Raw genomic sequence first — 21,183 nt, 5'->3', positions numbered from 1 at the left:
GGCCGGGCGGGCGGGGTAAAGCGACTGATTGTCGACTCGGACAAATCGGTTGGAGCGGCGGAGAGTTGACGCAAGCGTGCTACGTTCCGAAGGCCCGGCTCGCACATCGCAGGACGAGGATCGTCATGACGTACACGCCGCCGCTCTGGCCCGTCTCCGTGAAGGGTGTCGCGCTCGACGCGCATGACCGTGTGCTCCTGCTGCGGAACGAGCGCGACGAGTGGGAGTTGCCCGGAGGCCGGCTGGAGATCGGCAGCCCCGACGGCGCGCAGCAGCCGGACGGCAGCCCGGAGGCGGCGCTGGAGCGCGAGATTCAGGAGGAAACCGGCTGGGAGGTCGAGGCCGGGCCGCTCATCGAGGCGGGCGTGTGGATCTACCAGCCCGTTCCCGGACGGCGGGTACTGATCGTGACCTACGGCTGCACCGTCCTGACGCCCGAACGCCCGCCGGTCGTCAGCTACGAGCACAAGCAGCTCGGCATGTTCACCCGCGACGAGGTGCCGGGGCTGAACATGCCTGAGGGCTACAAGCAGGCCATCGCGGCCTGGTACACCCGGGACTCCGTCGGCCCGGCCGGCCAGGACGACGGCGATCGGATGTAGCGGGCCATGGCCGGAGGCGAGAGCGCGCCGCAGGCGGGACAGCACCGGCTCCCGCCTTCTGGTCCCTCGGCCCGGCACGCCCAGTGGCGCTGGGCGACCCCGCAGGCCCAACTCGTACTCGCCTCAGGGAACCTGGCCGGCATCCTCCGCTTCTACCGCCGCGTGCACGGCCTGAACCAGACCGCGCTCGGTGAACTCCTCGGCTACGACAAGACCTACATCTCCGCCCTGGAGCTGGAGAAGCGCGCCCTCGACGACGTCGCCTCCCGCCGCAGGGTATGCGAGGCCCTGCGGCTGCCGCCTCACGTCCTCGGCGTCACCGATCCCACCGACACGGACCACCGGGCGATGCTGCAGTTCGGAGAGTCGACCGTCCGGCTCGCCGAGATCGCACGCCAGTCCGGCCACGCCTCGGAAGCCGTCTTTGAGCTGTGGCCGCTCGTGGCCCGCCTCGAAGCCCGTATCGACGACGGCCACACCGAACGCGACGTCCTGCACCTGCTCACCCGCGCCCGCGCCGGCCTCGGCGTCGCCCTGGGCAACGTACTGCCGGAAGAACGCCTGGCCACCGCCGCGCACTGGACGGCCAAGAGCCTTCAGATCGCCGAGTACTTCGAGGATCCGCGGACGACCTCGTACGTGCTCCGCATGCACGGCAACGAGCTGCGCAAGGCCAACCTGCGGGGCGCGGCCGTCCAGCGGCTGTGCCGTGCCGCGGCCATCGCCCCCGATGCCACCGCCCGCGCTGCCGCCCTGCCGCTCCTCGCGCGGGCCGCCGGCGCCCTGGGCAACGGCGAGCTGTTCGACCGGGTGATGCGGGAGACCGACGCCCTCCTCGACCGCGTCGACCACACCAGCCTGTTCAACCCCTTCTCCCTCCACGAGATCCGCCTGCGCGGGCTCGTCTCCACAGGGCGCACCGAGGCGGCCATGCGGCTCGTGGAGCGGAGCCTCGTGCCCACGACCGTCGTGGCACCGCAATGGCGTGTGATCGAGCTGGTCACCGTCGCCCACGTCCAGCTGCTGGCCGGCGACCGCAACGGCGCCGCCCAGTCGCTGGACACCGCGACCCGGGAGGCGGTGACACAGCGCCTTCCCCACCAGCTCCAGCGCATCATGCGCACAGCGGGGACACGGCTGCCCACGCAGCGTTCCACAGCGGGCCGGAACCTGGACCGGATACGACGGGAGATGGCCGCCTGACGGCCTCTCCCCGGCGAGCAAAGGGGTCAGGTCCGAAGACCCCACCCGACTCTCACGAAACTCCAGGTCAGGGCCACACCAGGCAGTACGCCTGGTGCCCCGCCTCGTGCAGGCGGTGCGAGAAGTCCTGCCACTCGTGGAGCAGCTGGTACACGTTGAAGGCGTCGCTCGGGCCGCCCCGGTCCGGGACCGTGGACCAGATGAAGGCGGCCGCGCCCACGGACTCCTCGCCCACGCCGCGCAGGGGGTCGACGACCGTCATCGGGAGCTTGACCACCGCGTAGTCGGGGTGCAGGACGACCAGTTCGAGCGGCGGGACCTTGTGCAGCGGTATGCCCTGTATGCCGGTGAGGACCATCGCGGCCACCGTCTCGGGCTTGATCTTGGTGAAGAGGCCGCCCATGCCCAGCTCGTCGCCGCCGAGCTCCTCGGGCCGCATGGAGATCGGCACCCGCGCGGCGGTGGCCCCGTCGGGAGCCCCGAAGTACTTGTAGGTCACCCCCACCCGGCCACCACTCCTGCTCCCGGCTCCACCGCCTGTCCGCGCCTCACCGGCCTGTATGCCCTGCGCCTGCTCAGCGTCGCGCCGGTGCCGGCCCCGCCGGGTCGGCTCGGCCGGGCCGTCCGTCCCCTCGCCCACTTCGCCACCGCGATGCATATCTCATCCACCCGACTACTCACTAGGAGGCACAGCCCCCGCCGCGCAACCCGATCATCGTGTCAGTGACCTCCCCCACGGACGTGCGGTGAAACACCTGTCCGCAAAGACCGTCCGTACCTCTGACACCATGGCATGTGTGAGCTTTCCCTATGACGCCCCAGTTTCGCAGACGCTTTTCGACCGCGCGTCCCTCGTGACGCCCGGCGGCGTGAACTCTCCTGTCCGGGCATTCCGGGCCGTGGGCGGTACGCCCCGGTTCATGGTGTCCGGTACCGGTCCGTACCTGACCGATGCCGATGGACGGGAATACGTCGACCTCGTGTGTTCGTGGGGGCCGATGATTCTCGGCCATTCCCACCCCGAGGTGATCGCCGCAGTCCAGGAGGCCGTCGCCCGCGGCACCTCGTTCGGTACGCCCGGCGAGGGCGAGGTCGCGCTCGCCGAGGAGATCGTCGCGCGCGTCGAGCCGGTGGAGCAGGTGCGCCTGGTGTCGTCGGGGACCGAGGCGACCATGTCCGCGATCCGCCTCGCGCGCGGTTTCACGGGCCGGGCCAAGGTGGTGAAGTTCGCCGGCTGCTACCACGGCCACGTGGACGCCCTGCTGGCCGCCGCCGGCTCCGGCGTCGCGACCTTCGGCCTGCCCGACACCCCGGGGGTGACCGGCGCGCAGGCGGGCGACACGATCGTGCTGCCGTACAACGACCTGGAGGCCGTGCGCGCCGCGTTCGCCGCGCACCCCGGCGAGATCGCCTGCGTGATCACCGAGGCGTCGCCGGGCAACATGGGCGTCGTCCCGCCGCTGGACGGGTTCAACGCCGGGCTCAAGGAGCTGTGCGCGGCCCACGGCGCCCTGTACATCTCCGACGAGGTGATGACCGGCTTCCGTACGTCGAAGGCGGGCTGGTTCGGCGTGGACGGGGTCCGCCCCGACCTGATGACCTTCGGCAAGGTGATGGGCGGCGGCTTCCCGGCCGCGGCCTTCGGCGGGCGCGCCGACGTGATGGCGCACCTGGCCCCGGCCGGCCCGGTCTACCAGGCGGGCACCCTCTCCGGGAACCCGGTCGCCACCGCCGCCGGGCTCGCGCAGCTGCGGCTCCTGGACGACGCGGCGTACGCGAAGGTGAACGCGGTGTCCGCCGAGATCCGGGGCCTGGTGAGCGCCGCCCTGGACAAGGAGGGCGTGGCGCACACCGTGCAGGCGGCGAGCAACATGTTCTCCGTCTTCTTCACCGACGGCCCCGTCCGTGACTACGAGGACGCCAAGCGGCAGGAAGCCTTCCGCTACACCCCGTTCTTCCACGCGATGCTGGCGCAGGGGGTCTACCTCCCGCCGTCCGCGTTCGAGTCGTGGTTCGTCTCGACCGCCCACGACGCGCGGGCCGTCGAGCGGATCGCCGCAGCCCTGCCCGCCGCCGCCCGCGCCGCATCGGAGGCCACCGCATGAGCGAGAAGTCCGCCGCCGACATCACCGTGGTCCACCTGATGCGCCACGGTGAGGTGCACAACCCGGAGGGCGTGCTGTACGGCCGCCGGCCCGGCTACCACCTGTCCGAGCTGGGCCGGAAGATGGCCGACCGGGTCGCCGAGCACCTGGCGAAGCGCGACATCACGTACGCCGTCGCCTCCCCGCTGGAGCGCGCCCAGGAGACCGCGACCCCGATCGCCAAGGCGCACGGCCTGGACCTCGCCACGGACGAACGGCTCATCGAGGCCGCCAACGTCTTCGAGGGCAAGACCTTCGGCGTCGGCGACGGCGCGCTGCGCAAGCCGGACAACTGGAAGCACCTGACGAACCCGTTCCGTCCGTCGTGGGGCGAGCCGTACATCGAGCAGGTCGTCCGGATGATGGGCGCGCTCGACGCGGCGAAGGACGCGGCGCGGGGGCACGAGGCGGTCTGCGTCAGCCATCAGCTGCCGATCTGGATCGTCCGCAGCTTCGTGGAGCGCCGCCGGCTCTGGCACGACCCGCGCAAGCGGCAGTGCACCCTCGCCTCGCTGACCAGCTTCACCTACCGGGGCGACAAGATCGTGTCCGTGGGCTACTCGGAGCCGGCCCGTGATCTGGTCCCGGCGCATCTGCGGGCGGGCGCGAAGCCGGTGAAGGGCGCCTCGAAGGGGTTCGGGGCGTAGCGGTCGCCCCCGCGGTATGCCCCCGGCCGGTATTCGGTTCTGTGTTCGGTCACCGCCGGGGGCTGGTTTCGTAAAGAACTTTGTGCTATCCGGGGGAACCTCCGTGTGGCTCCTCCCATCTAAGCGTTTGCCAGTTTGTATGTAGTTAGGGCAAAACGACCGCAGATGGGAAGCCGCATGCGTGAGATCAGCCGAAGGGGATTGCTGGGAGCCGGTCTCGGGGCCGCGGCCGCCGCCGGGATGGCCGGGTGCGGCGTCACCGGCTCGTCCGGCGCCGGCCACGCGGAGAACAGCGCCGGGCCCGACAAGGGAGCCACCGGGCAGAAGGCCGGCGGCACCCACAAGGGCACCGGTAAACACGTCCGCGCCATCGGTGACGGTTCCACCGCCGACACCGGAAAGCAGCCCCGGCAGCCGCAGGCCCCCGTACCGCTGGAGCCCGGCCAGAAGCCGCCGCAGTTCGTGATCTTTTCCTGGGACGGGGCCGGCGAGGTCGGCAACGGGCTCTTCCCCCGCTTTCTGGAACTCGCCCGCGAACACGACGCGTCGATGACCTTCTTCCTCTCCGGCCTCTATCTGCTCCCGGAATCGAAGAAAACCCGCTACCGGCCCCCGAACAACCCCGTGGGCGCCTCCGACATCGGCTATCTCACCGACGCCCACGTCAAGGACACGCTCAAGAACGTCCGCCAGGCATGGCTCGACGGCCACGAGATCGGCACCCACTTCAACGGGCATTTCTGCGCCGGTTCCGGATCGGTCGCCAACTGGACCCCGGCCCAGTGGCAGAGCGAAATCGACCAGGCGATCTCCTTCGTCACCGAATGGCGCACCAACACCGGCTGGGCCGACGTCGAACCGCTCCCCTTCGATTACCGCAAGGAACTCGTCGGCGGCCGCACCCCCTGCCTGCTCGGCCAGGACAACCTGCTGCCCACCGCGAAGAAGCTCGGCTGGCGCTACGACGCCAGCTCACCCGGCGGCACCCAGGTCTGGCCCCGCAAGCGCCAGGGCATCTGGGACCTCCCGCTCCAGGGCATCCCCTTCCCCGGCCACAGCTTCGAAGTCCTCTCCATGGACTACAACATCCTCGCCAACCAGTCCCACAACTCCACCAAGGGAATGCCGGCCCGCTATCCCGGCTGGCGGCAGCAGGCCACGCAGTCATACCTCAGCGGATTCCAGCGCGCCTACGAGACGAATCGCGCACCCTTCTACATCGGAAACCACTTCGAGGAGTGGAACGGCGGCATCTATATGGACGCCGTCGAGGACGCGCTCAAGCAGATCGCCGGAAAACCCGATGTGCGCCTCGTCTCCTTCCGCCAGTTCGTCGACTGGCTCGACGTACAGGACCCGGCGGTCCTCGACAAGCTCCGTACACTCCAGGTGGGCGAGGCTCCCGCAGGCGGCTGGAACGCCTTCTTTAAACAAGCCTGACAACGGGCTTTACGGGCACCGAGGGGGGTGCCCAAGATCCCCGGAACCGCCATGCGAAACTTTTCACATGAGCCATGGCCGCGCACCCCGACGCCGCTTCACCCTGCTCGCCGCCCCCCTGGCGGCAGCCGCGCTCGCGCTGACGCTGACCGCGTGCGACTCCGGCGACCAGACCAGCGGCGGCGGCGACACGAACTTCGTCACGGGCAACAGCGGCATCTCCACCGCACCCAAGGGCCGGCGCGCCGACGCCCCGAAGCTCGACGGCGACACCGTCGACGGCAAGCGGCTCGACCTCGCCGACTACAAGGGCAAGGTCATCGTCCTCAACGCCTGGGGCTCCTGGTGCGCCCCGTGCCGGCTGGAGGCGAAGTACTTCAAGAAGGTCTCCGAGGCCACCAAGGACCAGGGCGTCCAGTTCGTCGGCGTCAACACCCGCGACAACTCCCGGAGCAACGCCCAGAGCTTCGAGGAGAACTTCGGGGTCACGTACCCCAGCTTCTACGACCCGACCGGGAAGCTCCTGCTCCGCTTCCCCAAGGGCACGTTCCGGCTCCAGTCCATCCCGTCGACCGTCGTCATCGACCGGGAGGGCAAGCTCGCCGCCCGCTACGTGGGCCCGCTCGACGACGTCCAGCTGCGCAAGATGATCGACCCGCTGATCGCGGAGAAGTGATCAGGTGATCACCCTCGCCGCCGCCATGCAGAACGACACGGTCCTCAACGGGGCCCTGCTGGTCGCCCTGCCGATCGCCCTGCTCGGCGGACTCGTCTCGTTCTTCTCGCCCTGCGTGCTGCCCCTGGTCCCCGGCTACCTGAGCTACGTCACCGGGGTCAGCGGCGCCGACCTCGCCGACGCCCGGCGCGGCCGGATGGTCGCCGGGGCCGCGCTCTTCGTCGCCGGGTTCACCGCCGTGTTCGTCTCCGGCGGCGCCCTCTTCGGCTACTTCGGCGACACCCTCCAGGCGAACAGCGGACCGCTCACCAAGGTCCTCGGCGTGCTGATGGTCCTGATGGGCGTCTTCTTCATGGGCCTCATGCCGTGGATGACCCAGCGCGAGTTCCGCATCCACCGCAAGCCCGTCACCGGCCTGGTCGGTGCCCCGCTGCTCGGGGCCCTCTTCGGCATCGGCTGGACCCCGTGCCTCGGGCCCACGCTCAGCTCGGTCTCGATGCTCGCCATGGACCAGGGCACCGCGGGGCGCGGTGCCCTGCTGACCGTCGCCTACTGCATGGGCCTGGGCATCCCCTTCGTGCTCGCCGCCGTCGCCTTCCGCAAGGCGCTCGGCGCGTTCGGCTGGGTCAAGCGCCACTACGCCTGGGTCATGCGCATCGGCGGCGGCATGATGATCGTGACCGGGCTGCTCCTCCTGACCGGCGTGTGGAGCAGCATGATGCAGGAACTACAGGGCTGGTCGGCCGACTTCCAGGTGGGGATCTGAGTACCAATGAGCAACACCACGTCCAACACCTCCCGGGAGCGGGACCAGGACCAGGACAACGCCCCTGACCTGGGCGCAGCCGGCTCCCAGCTCTCCACCGCGCCCCGCGAGGAGTCCCTGGCCACCCTGCCCGCCATGGGCGTCGTCGGCTGGGCGCGCTGGTTCTGGCGCCAGCTCACCTCCATGCGGGTCGCGCTGATCCTGCTGTTCCTGCTCTCCCTCGGCGCCATCCCCGGCTCGCTGATCCCGCAGAACAGCGTGGACGAGCTGAAGGTGCAGACGTTCAAGAACGCGCACCCGACCGTCACGCCGATCTACGAGAAGCTCCAGTTCTTCGACGTCTACAGCTCGGTGTGGTTCTCCGCGATCTACATCCTGCTGTTCGTCTCGCTGATCGGCTGCATCGTCCCGCGCACCGCCACCTTCGTCGGCCAGCTCCGCAGCCTCCCGCCGGGCGCCCCCAAGCGCCTCACCCGGCTGCCCGCGTACACCACCTGGCGCACCGAGGCGAGCCCCGAGCAGGTCCACGAGGCCGCGCTCGCCGTCGTCCGCAAGCGCCGCTTCCGGGCCCATGTTGCCGGGGACGCCGTCGCCGCCGAGAAGGGCTACCTGCGCGAGGCCGGCAACCTGATCTTCCACATCGCGCTCATCGTGATGCTCGTCGCCTTCGCCTGGGGCCAGCTCTTCAAGTCCGAGGGCGCCAAGCTCGTCGTCGAGGGCGACGGCTTCTCCAACACGATCACCCAGTACGACGACTTCAAGGCCGGCACGCTCTTCGACAGCAACGCGCTGACCCCGTTCAGCTTCGTGCTGGACGACTTCATCGGCACGTACGAACGCAGCGGACCGCAGATCGGCACCCCGCGCACGTACGAGGCGCACGTCACGTTCTCGGACGGGGCGTACGGCAAGCCGCAGAAGAAGGTCATCAAGGTCAACGAGCCCCTCGACGTCGACGGCACCAAGGTCTACCTCAACGCCCACGGCTACGCGCCCGTCGTCTCCGTCAAGGACGGCCGGGGCAAGGAGATCTACAAGGCGGCCGTCCCGCTGCTGCCCCTCGACAACAACGTCACGTCGAGCGGCGCCATCAAGGTCCTGGACGGCTACCGCGACAAGGCCGGAAAGAAGGAGCAGCTGGGCTTCCAGGCGTTCTTCGTGCCGACCTTCGCCGGCAAGGGCAAGGGCACGATGTGGTCGCAGTTCCCGGCCGCCGACTTCCCCGTCCTCGCGCTGAACGGCTACCACGGCTCGATCGGCGTGGACTCCGGCATCGCGCAGAACGTGTACCAGCTCGACACGTCCAAGATGAAGGAGTTCAAGGACGCCGACGGCAAGCAGCTCAAGCAGCGCCTCCTCGTCGGCGAGACGATGAAGCTGCCGGACGGGGCCGGCTCCATCACCTTCGAGGGGCTGCAGGAGTGGGCGAGCTTCCAGATCTCCGAGCAGCCCGCCAGCGGCTGGGCGCTCACCGGCGCCGTCGCCGCCATCGCCGGCCTGGCCGGCTCCCTCTTCATCCAGCGCCGACGCGTCTGGGTGCGGGCCGTACGCGGCGACGACGGGACCACCGTCGTCGAGATGGCCGGACTCGGCCGCAGCGAGTCCGCGAAGCTTCCCGAGGAGCTGGCCGACCTCGCGGTCATGCTCAACGCCGAGGCGCCCACCGCGCCCGGCACCGACAGCGACGTCGCCGAGGCGTCCTCCGTAGAACCCGCCGAAGGGGCTGAGAAGTGAATCTCGCCGCCGCAACCAACGAGAACCTGGCGCACACCAGCAATGTGCTGATCTATTCCTCGATGGCCGTCTACACCCTGGCCTTCCTCGCGCACATCGCGGAGTGGGTGTTCGGCAGCCGCAGCAAGGTCGGCCGCACCGCCGCGGCGCTGACCACCGAGGACGCCGCCACCGCGGCCGGCACGGTGCGGGTCCAGGTCGCCGCCAAGGGCGGCAGCACCGCCGTACTGGAGCGGCCCAAGGTCGTCACCCGGGCCGCGGCCGGCTCGCGTGACGTGCCGGACGGCCCCGGCGCCGCCGGGGGCACGTTCAAGGGCGACCTCTACGGGCGGATCGCGGTCTCGCTGACCGTGCTGGCGTTCCTCGTGCAGGCCGCGGGCGTCGTCGCCCGCGCGCTGTCCGTGCAGCGCGCGCCCTGGGGCAACATGTACGAGTTCTCCATCACCTTCTCCACGGTGGCGGTCGGCACGTACCTCACCCTGCTGGCGCTGAGGAAGAACGTCCGCTGGATGGGCCTGGTGCTGGTCACCTCCGTCCTGCTGGACCTCGGCATCGCCACCACCTGGCTCTACACCGACAGCGACCAGCTGGTGCCCGCGCTGCACTCGTACTGGCTGTGGATCCACGTCTCCACCGCCATCACCTGCGGAGCCGTCTTCTACATCGGCGCCGTCGGCACGCTGCTGTACCTCTTCCGGGACAGCTACGAGAACAAGCTCGCGAGCGGCCAGGAGCCCAGCACCTTCGCGCGGTCCGTACTGTCCCGGCTGCCCGCCGCCGCCAGCCTCGACAAGTTCGCGTACCGGATCAACGCCGCCGTCTTCCCGCTGTGGACGTTCACGATCATCGCGGGCGCGATCTGGGCGGGCGACGCCTGGGGTCGCTACTGGGGCTGGGACCCCAAGGAGGTCTGGTCCTTCATCACCTGGGTCGCCTACGCCGCCTACCTGCACGCCCGCGCCACGGCCGGCTGGAAGGGCCGCAAGGCCGCCTACCTGGCCCTGATCGCCTTCGGCTGCTGGCTGTTCAACTACTACGGCGTCAACATCTTCGTCACCGGCAAGCACTCCTACGCCGGCGTCTGACCCACCCGCGTACGACGACTGCCCGCCACCGGACCTCCGGTGGCGGGCAGTCGTCGTACGGGGGTGCTACGCGGCGTCGCCGCCGTTCTCGCGGCGCTTCAGCTCCTCCTCGCGGCGGCGCAGGTCCGCCTCCCAGTCCTTGAGCTGCGACTCGTCCTTCTCCTTCTCCCCCTTGAGGGAGTTCAGGAACTCCGGGTTGTCGTCCGGCGCCACCCACTGCTGACGGCCGTTGCGGCGCCACTCGGAGGGCGCGCGGCCGCCGCCGGGAGCGTGGCGGACCTTGCCCGCGGCCAGCCAGACGATCGGTCCGACGATCCAGAACAGCAGGATGATGAACACCCAGGCGATCTTCGGCAGGTGCTTGGCCTCGTCCTCGGGGGTGTTGAGGCAGTCGATGAACGCGAAGATCGTCAGCGCCAGCGGCAGAAGGTAGATCAGTGCCCGGAGCATGGTGGAAGGGTCCCCCCGCGGAGAGTTGGCGGGGCAGCGCACCGCCCCGGTGACGGGCCCAGGGTAACGGGTGGCCCGCACCCCGCCGCCGTCGCGGACGGTTCTCCCCCTTCCCTGTGAAAAGCCCCATAGCGGCGCACCGCGTGACAATCACCACAAGATCATAAGTTCAGCGTCATGCGCGGCATGTGGTTGATTGGGCCGCGCGGTCCGCCGTCTGCGACCGCCCTGTGCAGCTGTTCCCCGGTGTCCCGGCCCGATGGAACTCTTGAGTAAAGGATCGCGTCGTGGCCACCACGGTGACCGATTTCCACTACGGCGCGGTGACGCCCGTCGCCGCCTATCTGATGGCCTGCCTGGGCTCCGCGCTCGGACTGCGCTGCACCGTGCGGTCCCTGCTGCGCGGGGACGGGGGCAACCGCAACGGCTGGCTGTCGCTGGCCGCCGTCTCGCTCGGCTGCGGCATCTGGACCATGCACTTCATCGCGATGATGGGCTTCCGGGCCGAGGGCTCGGACATCTCGTACGACACCCGGCTGACGGTCCTGAGCCTGGTCGTCGCCGTCGTGGTCACCGCCGTCGGCGTCTTCCTCGTCGGCCACCGGGGCTCGCGCCCCAAGGTCCTGACCGCGGCCGGGGTGTTCATGGGTCTCGGGGTGGCCGGCATGCACTACATCGGCATGGCCGCCATGCGGGTGCACGGCACCATCGACTACTCGGTGCCGACCGTCGCCCTGTCGGTGCTCATCGCCGTGGCCGCCGCCACCGCGGCCCTGTGGGCGGCCGTCTCCGTCCGCGGCCTGTGGGCCAGCCTCGGGGCGAGCCTCGTCATGGGCGTCGCCGTCACCGGCATGCACTACACCGGCATGGCCGCCGTCAGCGTCCACGCGGACCCCTCGGCGACCGCCTCCGCCCAGTCCTCGATCGACCAGCTCGCCTTCCTGCTGACCATGGTGGCCGGTCCGTTCGTGATGCTCGTCGTCGCGGCGACCATCGTCATGTTCGACCCGGACCTGGTCCTCGGCGACGAGCGGACGCCGGCCCTCGCCGCCGACCCCGTCCCGGGCACGGCCACCGGTGGCCCGCGACCGGTGGGATGACAGACTGGGCGGCATGGCTTACGACGATCTTCGTTCCCTCCTCCGGGCCCTGGAGCGCGAGGGCGAGCTCAAGCGCATCAAGGCCGAGGTCGACCCCCACCTGGAGATCGGCGAGATCGTCGACCGGGTGAACAAGGCGGGCGGGCCCGCGCTCCTCTTCGAGAACGTCAAGGGGTCCTCCATGCCCCTGGCCATGAACGTCTTCGGCACCGACAAGCGGCTGCTCAAGGCGCTCGGGCTCACGTCCTACGGCGAGATCAGCGAGAAGATCGGCGGGCTGCTCCGGCCCGAACTGCCGCACGGCTTCGTCGGCGTCCGGGAGGCGTTCGGCAAGCTCGGCTCGATGGTCCACGTACCGCCGAAGAAGGTGAAGAGCGAGAACGCCCCCGTCCAGGAGGTCGTCCTCACCGGCGACGACGTCGACCTGGACCAGCTGCCCGCGCTGTTCACCTGGCCCAAGGACGGCGGCTCCTTCTTCAACCTGGGCCTCACCCACACCAAGCACCCGGAGACCGGCGTCCGCAACCTCGGGCTCTACCGGCTCCAGCGCCACGACCGGCGCACCATCGGGATGCACTGGCAGATCCACAAGGACAGCCGCAACCACTACCAGGTGGCCGCCCGGCGCGGGGAACGGCTGCCCGTCGCCGTCGCGTTCGGCGCGCCGCCCGCCGTCACCTACGCCTCCACCGCCCCGCTGCCCGAGGAGATCGACGAGTACCTGTTCGCCGGGTTCCTCCAGGGCAAGCGGATCGAGATGGTGGACTGCAAGACCGTGCCGCTCCAGGTCCCGGCCAACGCCGAGGTCGTCATCGAGGGCTGGCTGGAGCCCGGCAGGACGCTGCCCGAGGGCCCGTTCGGCGACCACACCGGCTTCTACACCCCGCAGGAACCGTTCCCCGCACTCACCATCGACTGCGTGACCATGCGGAAGCGGCCGCTGCTCCAGTCGATCGTGGTGGGCCGGCCGCCGACCGAGGACGGCCCGCTGGGGCGGGCCACCGAGCGGTTCTTCCTGCCGCTCCTCAAGATCATCGTCCCGGACATCGTGGACTACCACCTGCCGGAGGCGGGCGGCTTCCACAACTGCGCGATCGTCTCGATCGACAAGAAGTACCCGAAGCACGCGCAGAAGGTGATGAGCGCGATCTGGGGCGCGCACATGATGTCGCTGACGAAGCTGATCGTCGTCGTGGACTCCGACTGCGACGTCCACGACCTGCACGAGGTGGCCTGGCGGGCCCTCGGCAACACCGACTACGCGCGCGACCTGACGGTCGCCGAGGGCCCCGTCGACCACCTGGACCACGCCTCGTACCAGCAGTTCTGGGGCGGCAAGGCCGGCATCGACGCGACGCGGAAGTGGCCCGAGGAGGGGTACACGCGGGACGGGGGCTGGCCGGACATGGTCGAGTCGGACCCGGAGACGGCGGCGCTGGTCGACCGCCGGTGGAAGGAATACGGACTGTGAGTGCAGCCGAAGCGGCCCTGGGTTCGGGGCCGGCGCAGCCGACCGGCAAGGTGAAAGCGTTCTTGCGGCTCGTGATGATCGAGCACTCCGTCTTCGCGCTGCCCTTCGCCTACATCGCCGCCCTGACCGCGATGTTCCGGCTCGACGAGCACGTCCACTGGGGCACGCTGCTGCTGGTCACGCTGGCGATGGTCGGGCTGCGGACGTTCGCGATGGCGGCGAACCGGATCATCGACCGCGAGATCGACGCCCGCAATCCGCGCACGGCCGGCCGCGAACTGGTCACCGGCGCGGTGTCGGTGAAGTCGGCGTGGACGGGCGCGCTCGTCGCGCTCGTGGTGTTCCTCGGGGCGGCGGCGCTGCTGAACCCGCTCTGTCTGGCGCTGGCCCCGGTGGCCGTCGTGCCGATGGTGGTCTACCCGTACGGCAAGCGGTTCACGAACTTCCCGCACGCCATCCTGGGGCTCGCCCAGGCCATGGGGCCGATCGGGGCCTGGCTGGCGGTGACGGGCAGCTGGTCGTGGGACGCGGTGATCCTGGGGCTCGCGGTCGGCGTCTGGATCGGCGGCTTCGACCTGATCTTCGCCTGCCAGGACGTGCGGGCGGACCGGGCGCACGGGGTGCTGTCCTTCCCGGCGCGCTACGGCATCCCGGCCGCGCTGTGGGGTGCCCGGGTCTGCCACGCGGTGACGACGGCCCTGCTGGTGTGGTTCGGGCTGGCCACGGACGCGCAGGCGTTCTACTGGATCGGCATGGCGGTCGTCGCGGTGGCCTTCGTGTACGAGCACCGCGTGGTGCGGCCGCACGACCTGTCCCGGCTGAACCGGGCGTTCTTCTCGGTCAACGGCTTCATCGGGATCGCGCTGTTCGTGTGCGCGCTGCTGGACCTGGTGGTGCGCGGGCTCACCGTGTGAGCGGCGCCGGATAGCCTGGTGGGGTGGATTCCGGGTCTTCAGTGAGTCAGTCGCCGCGTTCGCCTTGGATTGTCGGGGTTTCCGGCGCTTCGGGTACCCCATTCGCGGCCTCGGTGCTGCGCGGGTTGCTGGCGGCGGGGGAGAGCGTCGATCTCGTGGTGAGCCGGGCCTCGCGGCTCACGCTCCTGGACGAGACCGGGATCGCCTACCGGGACGCGCACTGGCGCGAGGACCTGGCGGCCTGGCTGGCGCGGGGCGCCGACGGCAAGCCGCACACCTTCGACGTGGACGTGTCCGGGGTGCGCCACTGGGCGGCCGGTGATCTGGCCGCGGGGCCGTCCTCGGGGTCGTACCCGGCCAAGGGGATGCTGATCGTGCCGGCGTCCACGGCGTGCGTGGCGGGGGTGGCGCTCGGGCTCTCGAAGGACCTGTTGCAGCGGGCCGCGAGCGTGACGCTCAAGGAGCGGCGAAAGCTGGTGGTCGCGGTGCGCGAGACCCCGCTGAGCGGGGCGACGCTGAAGCAGCTGGTGGCCCTGGACGAGGCGGGCGCGGTCGTGCTGCCCGCCTCGCCGGGGTTCTACGCGGGGGCGACGCACATCCAGGACCTGGTGGACTTCGTCGCGGGGCGGGTGCTGGACGCGGCGGGGGTGCCGCACCGGCTGTACCGCCGCTGGAAGGGGGAGCTGGGGGGTGCGGGTCACCCCCCGGACGGCTCCGGGCGCTGATGGCCGGCCGGGTCAGCGCTTCTTGCCGGCGCGGCGCGGGCCGCGGGCCCGGTCGAGCCGGAGGGCGGCGGCGGGGTGGTGGGCACGCGAGCGGTTGGCCAGGTCCTGAAGCTCGCGCATCCGGGCGTGGGCCATCTCGATCGTGTACACGGGGCAGTCACTCCTGAAGATTCGTAAGCGGTTTTTGATTGTGCGAGAAGATTTGCAGGCTTCAATGCCTGCACGCCTTAGATTCTACACGTAGACTTGCGGTACTGCTGAACAATGGAAGGTTTCAGTCATATGGACGCGGTGGACAGGCAGCTCATCCAGGCCCTCCGGGAGAACGGCAGGGCCTCGTACGCCGAGCTGGGGCGGCTCGTGGGGCTCTCCGGGCCCAGCGTCACCGACCGCATCAACCGGCTGGAATCCGCCGGGGTCATCACCGGCTACCGCGCCACCGTGGACGCCGGCTCGCTGGGTCTCGGGGTCACCGCGCTGATCGGCATCTCGCTCTCCGACGACGCCGACCACGAGGACGTGGCGCACCGGCTCAAGGACCTCGCGGAGATCGAGGACGCCTGGTTCATCGCGGGCGACGACTCCTACATGCTCAAGGTGCGCGTCGGTGACGTGGACGGCCTGGAGCGGACGATCCGCCGCCTGAGCAGCACCAAGGGCGTCTCGCGCACCCGCACCACCATCGTTCTCTCCACCAAGTGGGAGAACCGGGTCGGAGAGCTTCCCGAGCAGGCCTAGGCGTACGGTGGGGCGGGTCCGGTACGGAAGACATGGAGGCGCACTGGTGGACGCGGGACTCAAGCGCGAGCTGGAGCAGAAGGTCGGGGCCGGTGAGCGGCTGACCCGCGAGGACGGGATCGCGCTCTACGAGTCCGACGACCTGGCGTGGCTCGGCGGGCTGGCCCACGAGGTGCGGACGCGGAAGAACGGCGACGTCGTCCACTTCAACGTCAACCGCCACCTGAACATGACGAACGTGTGCACCGCCTCGTGCGCGTACTGCTCCTTCCAGCGCAAGCCGGGGGAGAAGGACGCGTACACCATGCGCATCGAGGAGGCGGTGAAGCTCGCCAAGGCGATGGAGGGCGAGAACCTCACCGAGCTGCACATCGTCAACGGGCTGCACCCCTCCCTGCCGTGGCGCTACTACCCGCGCTCGCTGAGCGCGCTCAAGGAGGCGCTGCCGCAGGTCTCCCTCAAGGCGTTCACCGCCACCGAGATCCACCACTTCGAGACGATCTCCGGCATGTCCGCCTCGGACATCCTGGACGAGCTGATCGAGGCCGGTCTGGAGTCGCTGACCGGCGGCGGCGCGGAGATCTTCGACTGGGAGGTCCGCCAGCACATCGTGGACCACCGCACCCACTGGGAGGACTGGTCGCGCATCCACCGGCTCGCCCACGAGAAGGGGCTCAAGACGCCGGCGACCATGCTCTACGGACACATCGAGGAGCCCCGGCACCGGGTGGACCACGTCCTGCGGCTGCGTGAGCTGCAGGACGAGACCGGCGGCTTCCAGGTCTTCATTCCGCTGCGCTACCAGCACGACTTCGTGGACATGAAGGACGGCAAGGTCCGCAACAAGCTCCAGGCGCGGACCACGATGGCGACCGGCGCCGAGGCGCTGAAGACGTTCGCCGTCTCCCGGCTGCTGTTCGACAACGTGCCGCACGTCAAGGTGTTCTGGGTGATGCACGGCGTGCAGACCGCGCAGCTCGCCCTCCAGCACGGCGCGGACGACATGGACGGCTCGGTCGTCGAGTACAAGATCACGCACGACGCGGACAACTACGGCACGCCCAACAAGCTGACCCGCGAGGACCTGCTCGACCTGATCCGGGACGCCGGCTTCCGCCCCGTGGAGCGCAACACCCGGTACGAGATCATCCGCGAGTACCCCGGCCCGGACCCGGAGCGGCGCGAGGCGCCGCAGCCGATGCGGGTCTGAACCGGCGCGCGCCCCGCGTACGAGAGCTCCGGCCACCGTCCCCGGCCGGAGCTTTCTTGTCCCTCTCTCCTGTAATGGTTAATCTGCGGCTATGAGTCTTACCTTTGTGGTCGATCCGCCCTTCGACCGGCCCCTGAGCGACGGCATCGTCGCGCTGTGGGCCGATGTCTCCAACGCGGGGGGCGCGGTGGGCTTCGTGCCGCCCGTCTCGGAGGAGGACATACGGCCCGAGCTGCTCAAGCACCAGCTCGCGCTCGCCGAGGGCCGTACCCGGCTGGTCGTCGGCCGCGACGAGGACGGCGCCGTCGCCGCCACCGCCTTCCTCACCCGCAACACGCACCGGCTGATGCGGCACTGGCTGTGGGTGTACACCGTGATGGTCCACCCCCGCCACCAGGGCCGGGGGTACGGCCGGGACCTGATGGCGGCGGTGGCGGACGCGGCCCACGCGACCGAGGGCATCGAGGCCCTGCGGCTCACCTGCCGGGGCGGTACCGGCGCCGACCGCTTCTACGCGTCCTGCGGCTACAAGGAGGTCGGGCGCGTCCCGGGCGCGATCCGGGTGGCCGACGGGGACGACCGCGACGACATCACGATGCTCCTCCCGCTGTACTGAGCGCCCCTCGGACGCAGCCCTGCGAATCGAGCGATTGCGGGGCATGCTTCACTGGTCGGGCAGGACTGTCGTACGTAGAGAGAAGGCCAGCTGTGTCCGCTGCCAAGCCGAGCGCAACGATCCGGTACACCGCGATGCGTCTCAGCATCTTCGTCGGCTGCTTCGTCATCGCGGCCGTCGCCGTCCACTTCGGGGTGGTGCCGTCCGGGGTCGGGGGCTCGAACCTCGTGTGGGTGATCCTGCTCGCCCTGGTGCTGTCCGCGCCGCTCAGCTTCGTCATGCTGCGCAAGCAGCGCGACGAGATGTCCGAGCAGATCGTGGACTCGGTCGGCCGGGCCAAGGCGCGCCTGGAGGCCAACCGCACCCGCGAGGACGGCGTCACCTCGTAAGAACGGCGTAAGTTACCTCACACCACGGCACCTTTTCCCGTCCCGCCCCGGTGCAGGAGCAACCGCTCCTGTGCTGGGGTTTTGCTTTCTCCCAGGCGCAGTTGAGGGTTCCGGCCGGTCGCGCGGGGGCTGGGAGCGCTCTCTCGTACCAAAGAAGACCTTTGAGAGTCTCAAAGTTCAAGTGTTAACGTGTTCGGCATGAAGACTGTTGTGCGCCTCCGATCTGCCACGGGCACTCCGCTCGTGGAGCGCCTGCACGTCGATCTCTGCCGCTGTATGTCCGCGGTCTGTTGCCGCAACATCTGATTCCGGCACATACAGCGGCGCCGCCCTCCGGGTCCTGCCCGTGACGCGGGCGCCGCACCCCCGTCCCCCTCCGCACACCGTCCCCGTGCGTCCCGATGCGTCACATCTGGAGTGTGTCCGTGTCCGCGAACTCCGCGTCCACCGCCGAGAAGCCCGCAGGCTCCGGCTTCCGCATACCCAAGGTCCCGTTCTGGGCCCAGATCGTCGCCGGTCTGGTCCTCGGCGTCCTGCTCGGCTGGCTCACCCGCAGCCAGGACATCGACTGGCTCTACACCACGCTCGACAAGGTCGGCCACATCTTCGTCCAGCTGCTGAAGCTGGCCGTCGCGCCCCTCGTCTTCTTCGCGATCCTGGTGTCGATCACCAACCTGCGCAAGGTCAACAACGCCGCCCGGCTGGCCACCCGCACCCTGCTCTGGTTCATGATCACCTCGCTGATCGCCGTCGCCATCGGCCTCGCGATCGGCCTGCTGACCAACCCGGGCTCCGGCACCGGCCTGACCCCGAAGGACGGCAAGCTCCCCGAGCACGCCGGCTCCTGGCTCGACTTCCTGACCGGGATCGTCCCGAACAACGTCATCACGCCGTTCGCCGAGCTGAACGTCCTGCAGATCGTCTTCATGGCCGCCGTCGCCGGCATCGCCGCCCTCCAGCTCGGCGAGAAGGCCCAGCCGATCCTGACCCTCAGCGAATCCGTCCTGGAGCTGCTGCAGAAGGCCCTGTGGTGGGTCATCCGCCTCGCCCCCATCGGCACCATCGGCCTCATCGGCTACGCGATCGCCGACTACGGCTGGGACCTGATCGGCAAGTACGCCACGTTCACCGCCGACGTCTACATCGGCTGCGCCCTGGTGATGTTCGGCGTCTACCCGCTGCTGCTCGCCACCGTCGCCAAGGTCAGCCCGCTCCAGTTCTTCAAGGGCGCCTGGCCCGCGATCCAGCTCGCGTTCGTCTCGCGCTCCTCGGTCGGCACCATGCCGGTCACGCAGAAGGTCACCGAGCGCCTCGGCGTCCCGAAGGAGTACGCCTCCTTCTCCGTCCCGTTCGGCGCCACCACGAAGATGGACGGCTGCGCCGCGATCTACCCGGCGCTCGCCGCGATCTTCATCGCGCAGATCTTCGACGTGCAGCTGGGCATCGGCGACTACCTGCTGATCGCGTTCGTCTCGGTCATCGGCTCGGCGGCCACCGCCGGTCTGACCGGCGCCACGGTCATGCTGACCCTGACCCTGTCCACGCTGGGCCTCCCGCTGGAGGGCGTCGGCCTGCTGATGGCCATCGACCCGATCCTCGACATGATGCGGACCGCCACCAACGTGGCCGGCCAGGCACTCGTCCCGGTGATCGTCTCGGCCCGCGAGAAGATCCTCGACCTCGACGCCTACCACTCGGCCTCGGCCTCCCCGGTGGACGACGCCGAGCCGCAGGCCGCCGAGGCGCCGGCCGACGCGCCGGAGCGCGTCCCGGCCGCCGTCTGACGACGACCGCACCACCGTCCAGGCCCGAGGGCCCCTTCTCCCGAGCGGAGGAGGGGCCCTCGGCCGTGCGGCGGACATGGCGGACCCGCAGGCCCCGTACCCTTACCGGGGAGTAGTGCCGGGGGGCGGGAGGAGCCGACGTGAGTACCAGTACCGGACGCAACAAGCGGATGCCGCGGGCGGTGCGGGAGCGGCAGATGATGGACGCCGCGGTGCAGACGTTCGGGCAGCGCGGGTACCGGGCCGCCTCGATGGACGAGATCGCCGAGCTGGCCGGGGTGTCCAAGCCGCTGGTGTACCTCTACCTGAACTCCAAGGACGAGCTGTTCACGGCCTGCATCCGGCGCGAGGCGCGGGCCCTGCTGGACGCGGTCCGGGCGGGCGCCGAACCGGGCCTCCCGGCGGACCGCCAGCTCTGGCACGGGCTCCACGCCTTCTTCACGCACACCGCGGAGCACCCGGACGGCTGGGCGGTGCTCTACCGGCAGGCCCGGACGCACGGCGAGCCGTTCGCCACCGAGGTGCACGCGATGCGCGAGGAGATCGTCGCGTTCGTGACCGGTCTCATCGGCGCCGCCGCCCGCGAGGCCCACCGCGACCGGGCGCTTCCCGACCGGGACGTGGCGGGCCTCGCGCAGGCCCTGGTGGGCGCCGCGGAGTCGCTGGCCGGCTGGGCCAACGAGACCCCGGGCATCTCCGCCCACGAGGCGGCGGCGACCCTGATGAACTTCTCCTGGGCGGGCCTGGAGAACCTGATGAACGGCCGCTCCTGGCAGGTGCCTAGCCCGTAGTCCCCGTCAGGTGGACGCGTTCCCCGTCGGCGCCGGCGCGGAGCTGGAAGGCGGTGCCCTCGGTGGCGTAGGTGACCGTGGCGGGGAGCAGGACCGGGGCGCGGAAGTCGGCGCGTACGGTGCGCAGGGCGGCCGGGTCCGGGGCGGCGGCGAGGCAGCGGGCGACGGTCCACATGCCGTGGGCGATGGCGCGCGGGAAGCCGAACAGCCGGGCGGTGAGCGGGTGGAGGTGGATCGGGTTGCGGTCGCCGGAGGCCGCCGCGTACCGGCGTCCGAGGTCGCCGGGCAGCCGCCACTCGGCGACGGCGGGCAGGGGCGGCGGCGGGTCCGCGCGGGGCGGCTCCTGCGTGTGCGTCGCGTGCCGGGAGAGGTAGCCGCTGCGGGACTCCCAGACCAGCTCGCCCGCGAGGCGCGCCTCGGTGACGACGGTGACCTCGGTGCCGCGCCGGTGCGGGGCCAGTTCCCCGGCGTACACCGTGAGTTCGAGGGGGTCCTCGGGCCACAGGGTGCGGTGGGCGGCGATCTCGATCCAGGTGTGGACGAGCCCGGTGACCGGGAGCGGGAAGTCGCGGCGGGTCATCAGCCGCATCGCCGACGGGAACGCCAGCACGTGCGGGTAGGTCAGCGGCAGCGGGCCGTCCGCCGCGAAGCCGCAGATCCGGCGGTACGCGGCCAGTGGGCCGGGCGCCGCGGGGGCG

General features: G+C 70.3%; 23 protein-coding genes. 19 read left to right on the top strand and 4 right to left on the bottom strand.

Features of this window, described 5'->3' with window-relative positions; genetic code table 11:
* The first annotated feature begins 125 nt into the window (after nucleotides 1-125).
* Complete coding sequence (locus tag MHW47_RS09150) at nucleotides 126-602, top strand: NUDIX domain-containing protein (protein WP_239222147.1); 477 nt, start codon at nucleotides 126-128, stop codon at nucleotides 600-602.
* Between the two features lie 6 nt (nucleotides 603-608).
* The gene (locus MHW47_RS09145) at nucleotides 609-1,805 is read left to right on the top strand and encodes a helix-turn-helix domain-containing protein (RefSeq protein WP_239222146.1); all 1,197 of its coding nucleotides are present in this window, start codon (nucleotides 609-611) and stop codon (nucleotides 1,803-1,805) included.
* Nucleotides 1,806-1,872: 67 nt separating this feature from the next.
* Here MHW47_RS09145 and MHW47_RS09140 read toward each other — a convergent pair whose 3' ends face one another.
* Nucleotides 1,873-2,463 (bottom strand): hypothetical protein, encoded by a 591-nt coding sequence (locus MHW47_RS09140; RefSeq protein WP_239222145.1) that lies wholly within the window; start codon nucleotides 2,461-2,463, stop codon nucleotides 1,873-1,875.
* 130 nt (nucleotides 2,464-2,593) lie between these two features.
* Here MHW47_RS09140 and hemL point away from each other — a divergent pair, with 130 nt between their 5' ends.
* The 7 genes from hemL to ccsB all read left to right on the top strand — a co-directional run bounded on the left by hemL (nucleotide 2,594) and on the right by ccsB (nucleotide 10,297).
* Entirely contained in the window at nucleotides 2,594-3,910 is a 1,317-nt protein-coding gene (hemL, locus tag MHW47_RS09135) for a glutamate-1-semialdehyde 2,1-aminomutase (RefSeq protein WP_239222144.1), read from the top strand.
* Nucleotides 3,907-4,596: a histidine phosphatase family protein gene (locus MHW47_RS09130; RefSeq protein ID WP_239222143.1), complete on the top strand. Its 690-nt coding sequence runs from the start codon at nucleotides 3,907-3,909 to the stop codon at nucleotides 4,594-4,596. Before hemL ends, MHW47_RS09130 begins: the two co-directional genes overlap by 4 nt.
* Nucleotides 4,597-4,773: 177 nt before the next feature.
* A complete protein-coding gene (locus MHW47_RS09125; RefSeq protein ID WP_239222142.1) occupies nucleotides 4,774-6,036 on the top strand; it encodes a hypothetical protein in 1,263 nt (420 codons plus the stop codon).
* A 67-nt stretch (nucleotides 6,037-6,103) separates the two neighbouring features.
* On the top strand, nucleotides 6,104-6,712 hold the full coding sequence (locus MHW47_RS09120) for a TlpA disulfide reductase family protein (protein ID WP_239222141.1): 609 nt from the start codon (nucleotides 6,104-6,106) through the stop codon (nucleotides 6,710-6,712).
* 4 nt (nucleotides 6,713-6,716) lie between these two features.
* Nucleotides 6,717-7,478, top strand: a complete 762-nt coding sequence (locus MHW47_RS09115; RefSeq protein WP_239222140.1) for a cytochrome c biogenesis CcdA family protein — start codon at nucleotides 6,717-6,719, stop codon at nucleotides 7,476-7,478.
* Between the two features lie 6 nt (nucleotides 7,479-7,484).
* Nucleotides 7,485-9,212 carry a cytochrome c biogenesis protein ResB gene (locus MHW47_RS09110; protein ID WP_239222139.1) on the top strand — a complete coding sequence of 576 codons (1,728 nt, stop codon included), beginning with the start codon at nucleotides 7,485-7,487 and terminating at the stop codon, nucleotides 9,210-9,212.
* On the top strand, nucleotides 9,209-10,297 hold the full coding sequence (gene ccsB, locus MHW47_RS09105; protein WP_239222138.1) for a c-type cytochrome biogenesis protein CcsB: 1,089 nt from the start codon (nucleotides 9,209-9,211) through the stop codon (nucleotides 10,295-10,297). The genes MHW47_RS09110 and ccsB overlap by 4 nt, the downstream gene beginning before the upstream one ends.
* 66 nt (nucleotides 10,298-10,363) lie before the next feature.
* On the opposite strand, the gene MHW47_RS09100 is transcribed toward ccsB, so the two are convergent.
* Complete coding sequence (locus MHW47_RS09100; protein WP_239222137.1) at nucleotides 10,364-10,747, bottom strand: PLD nuclease N-terminal domain-containing protein; 384 nt, start codon at nucleotides 10,745-10,747, stop codon at nucleotides 10,364-10,366.
* 287 nt (nucleotides 10,748-11,034) lie between these two features.
* On the opposite strand from MHW47_RS09100, the gene MHW47_RS09095 reads away from it, so the two are divergent.
* From MHW47_RS09095 to MHW47_RS09080, 4 genes are read left to right on the top strand one after another with little or no spacing between them, the layout of a single operon-like run.
* Nucleotides 11,035-11,847: an MHYT domain-containing protein gene (locus MHW47_RS09095; RefSeq protein WP_239222136.1), complete on the top strand. Its 813-nt coding sequence runs from the start codon at nucleotides 11,035-11,037 to the stop codon at nucleotides 11,845-11,847.
* Between the two features lie 13 nt (nucleotides 11,848-11,860).
* On the top strand, nucleotides 11,861-13,318 hold the full coding sequence (locus MHW47_RS09090) for a menaquinone biosynthesis decarboxylase (protein WP_239222135.1): 1,458 nt from the start codon (nucleotides 11,861-11,863) through the stop codon (nucleotides 13,316-13,318).
* On the top strand, nucleotides 13,315-14,232 hold the full coding sequence (gene mqnP, locus MHW47_RS09085) for a menaquinone biosynthesis prenyltransferase MqnP (RefSeq protein WP_239222134.1): 918 nt from the start codon (nucleotides 13,315-13,317) through the stop codon (nucleotides 14,230-14,232). Before MHW47_RS09090 ends, mqnP begins: the two co-directional genes overlap by 4 nt.
* A 41-nt stretch (nucleotides 14,233-14,273) precedes the next feature.
* Nucleotides 14,274-14,957 (top strand): UbiX family flavin prenyltransferase, encoded by a 684-nt coding sequence (locus MHW47_RS09080; RefSeq protein ID WP_239222133.1) that lies wholly within the window; start codon nucleotides 14,274-14,276, stop codon nucleotides 14,955-14,957.
* 12 nt (nucleotides 14,958-14,969) lie between these two features.
* On the opposite strand, the gene MHW47_RS09075 is transcribed toward MHW47_RS09080, so the two are convergent.
* A complete protein-coding gene (locus MHW47_RS09075; RefSeq protein WP_239222132.1) occupies nucleotides 14,970-15,107 on the bottom strand; it encodes a hypothetical protein in 138 nt (45 codons plus the stop codon).
* Nucleotides 15,108-15,239: 132 nt separating this feature from the next.
* On the opposite strand from MHW47_RS09075, the gene MHW47_RS09070 reads away from it, so the two are divergent.
* From MHW47_RS09070 to MHW47_RS09045, 6 genes are all read left to right on the top strand, one after another.
* Nucleotides 15,240-15,695, top strand: a complete 456-nt coding sequence (locus tag MHW47_RS09070; protein ID WP_239222131.1) for an Lrp/AsnC family transcriptional regulator — start codon at nucleotides 15,240-15,242, stop codon at nucleotides 15,693-15,695.
* Between the two features lie 46 nt (nucleotides 15,696-15,741).
* Nucleotides 15,742-16,905: an aminofutalosine synthase MqnE gene (gene mqnE / locus MHW47_RS09065; RefSeq protein ID WP_239222130.1), complete on the top strand. Its 1,164-nt coding sequence runs from the start codon at nucleotides 15,742-15,744 to the stop codon at nucleotides 16,903-16,905.
* 91 nt (nucleotides 16,906-16,996) lie between these two features.
* The gene (locus tag MHW47_RS09060) at nucleotides 16,997-17,521 is read left to right on the top strand and encodes a GNAT family N-acetyltransferase (protein WP_239222129.1); all 525 of its coding nucleotides are present in this window, start codon (nucleotides 16,997-16,999) and stop codon (nucleotides 17,519-17,521) included.
* A gap of 134 nt (nucleotides 17,522-17,655) precedes the next feature.
* Complete coding sequence (locus MHW47_RS09055; protein WP_239222128.1) at nucleotides 17,656-17,910, top strand: DUF4229 domain-containing protein; 255 nt, start codon at nucleotides 17,656-17,658, stop codon at nucleotides 17,908-17,910.
* Between the two features lie 425 nt (nucleotides 17,911-18,335).
* On the top strand, nucleotides 18,336-19,694 hold the full coding sequence (locus MHW47_RS09050) for a dicarboxylate/amino acid:cation symporter (protein WP_239222127.1): 1,359 nt from the start codon (nucleotides 18,336-18,338) through the stop codon (nucleotides 19,692-19,694).
* Between the two features lie 170 nt (nucleotides 19,695-19,864).
* Nucleotides 19,865-20,485 carry a TetR/AcrR family transcriptional regulator gene (locus MHW47_RS09045; protein WP_239222155.1) on the top strand — a complete coding sequence of 207 codons (621 nt, stop codon included), beginning with the start codon at nucleotides 19,865-19,867 and terminating at the stop codon, nucleotides 20,483-20,485.
* Here MHW47_RS09045 and MHW47_RS09040 read toward each other — a convergent pair.
* A partial coding sequence (locus MHW47_RS09040; RefSeq protein WP_239222126.1) for a MaoC/PaaZ C-terminal domain-containing protein occupies nucleotides 20,475-21,183 on the bottom strand: 709 nt, incomplete at its 5' end. The two genes, MHW47_RS09045 and MHW47_RS09040, sit on opposite strands and share 11 nt — an antisense overlap.

This window comes from Streptomyces sp. OfavH-34-F, assembly GCF_022347745.1.
Lineage (GTDB): Bacteria > Actinomycetota > Actinomycetes > Streptomycetales > Streptomycetaceae > Streptomyces.
Note: the sequence above shows the minus strand (reverse complement) of the source record. Positions and strands in the feature narration are given on the sequence as shown.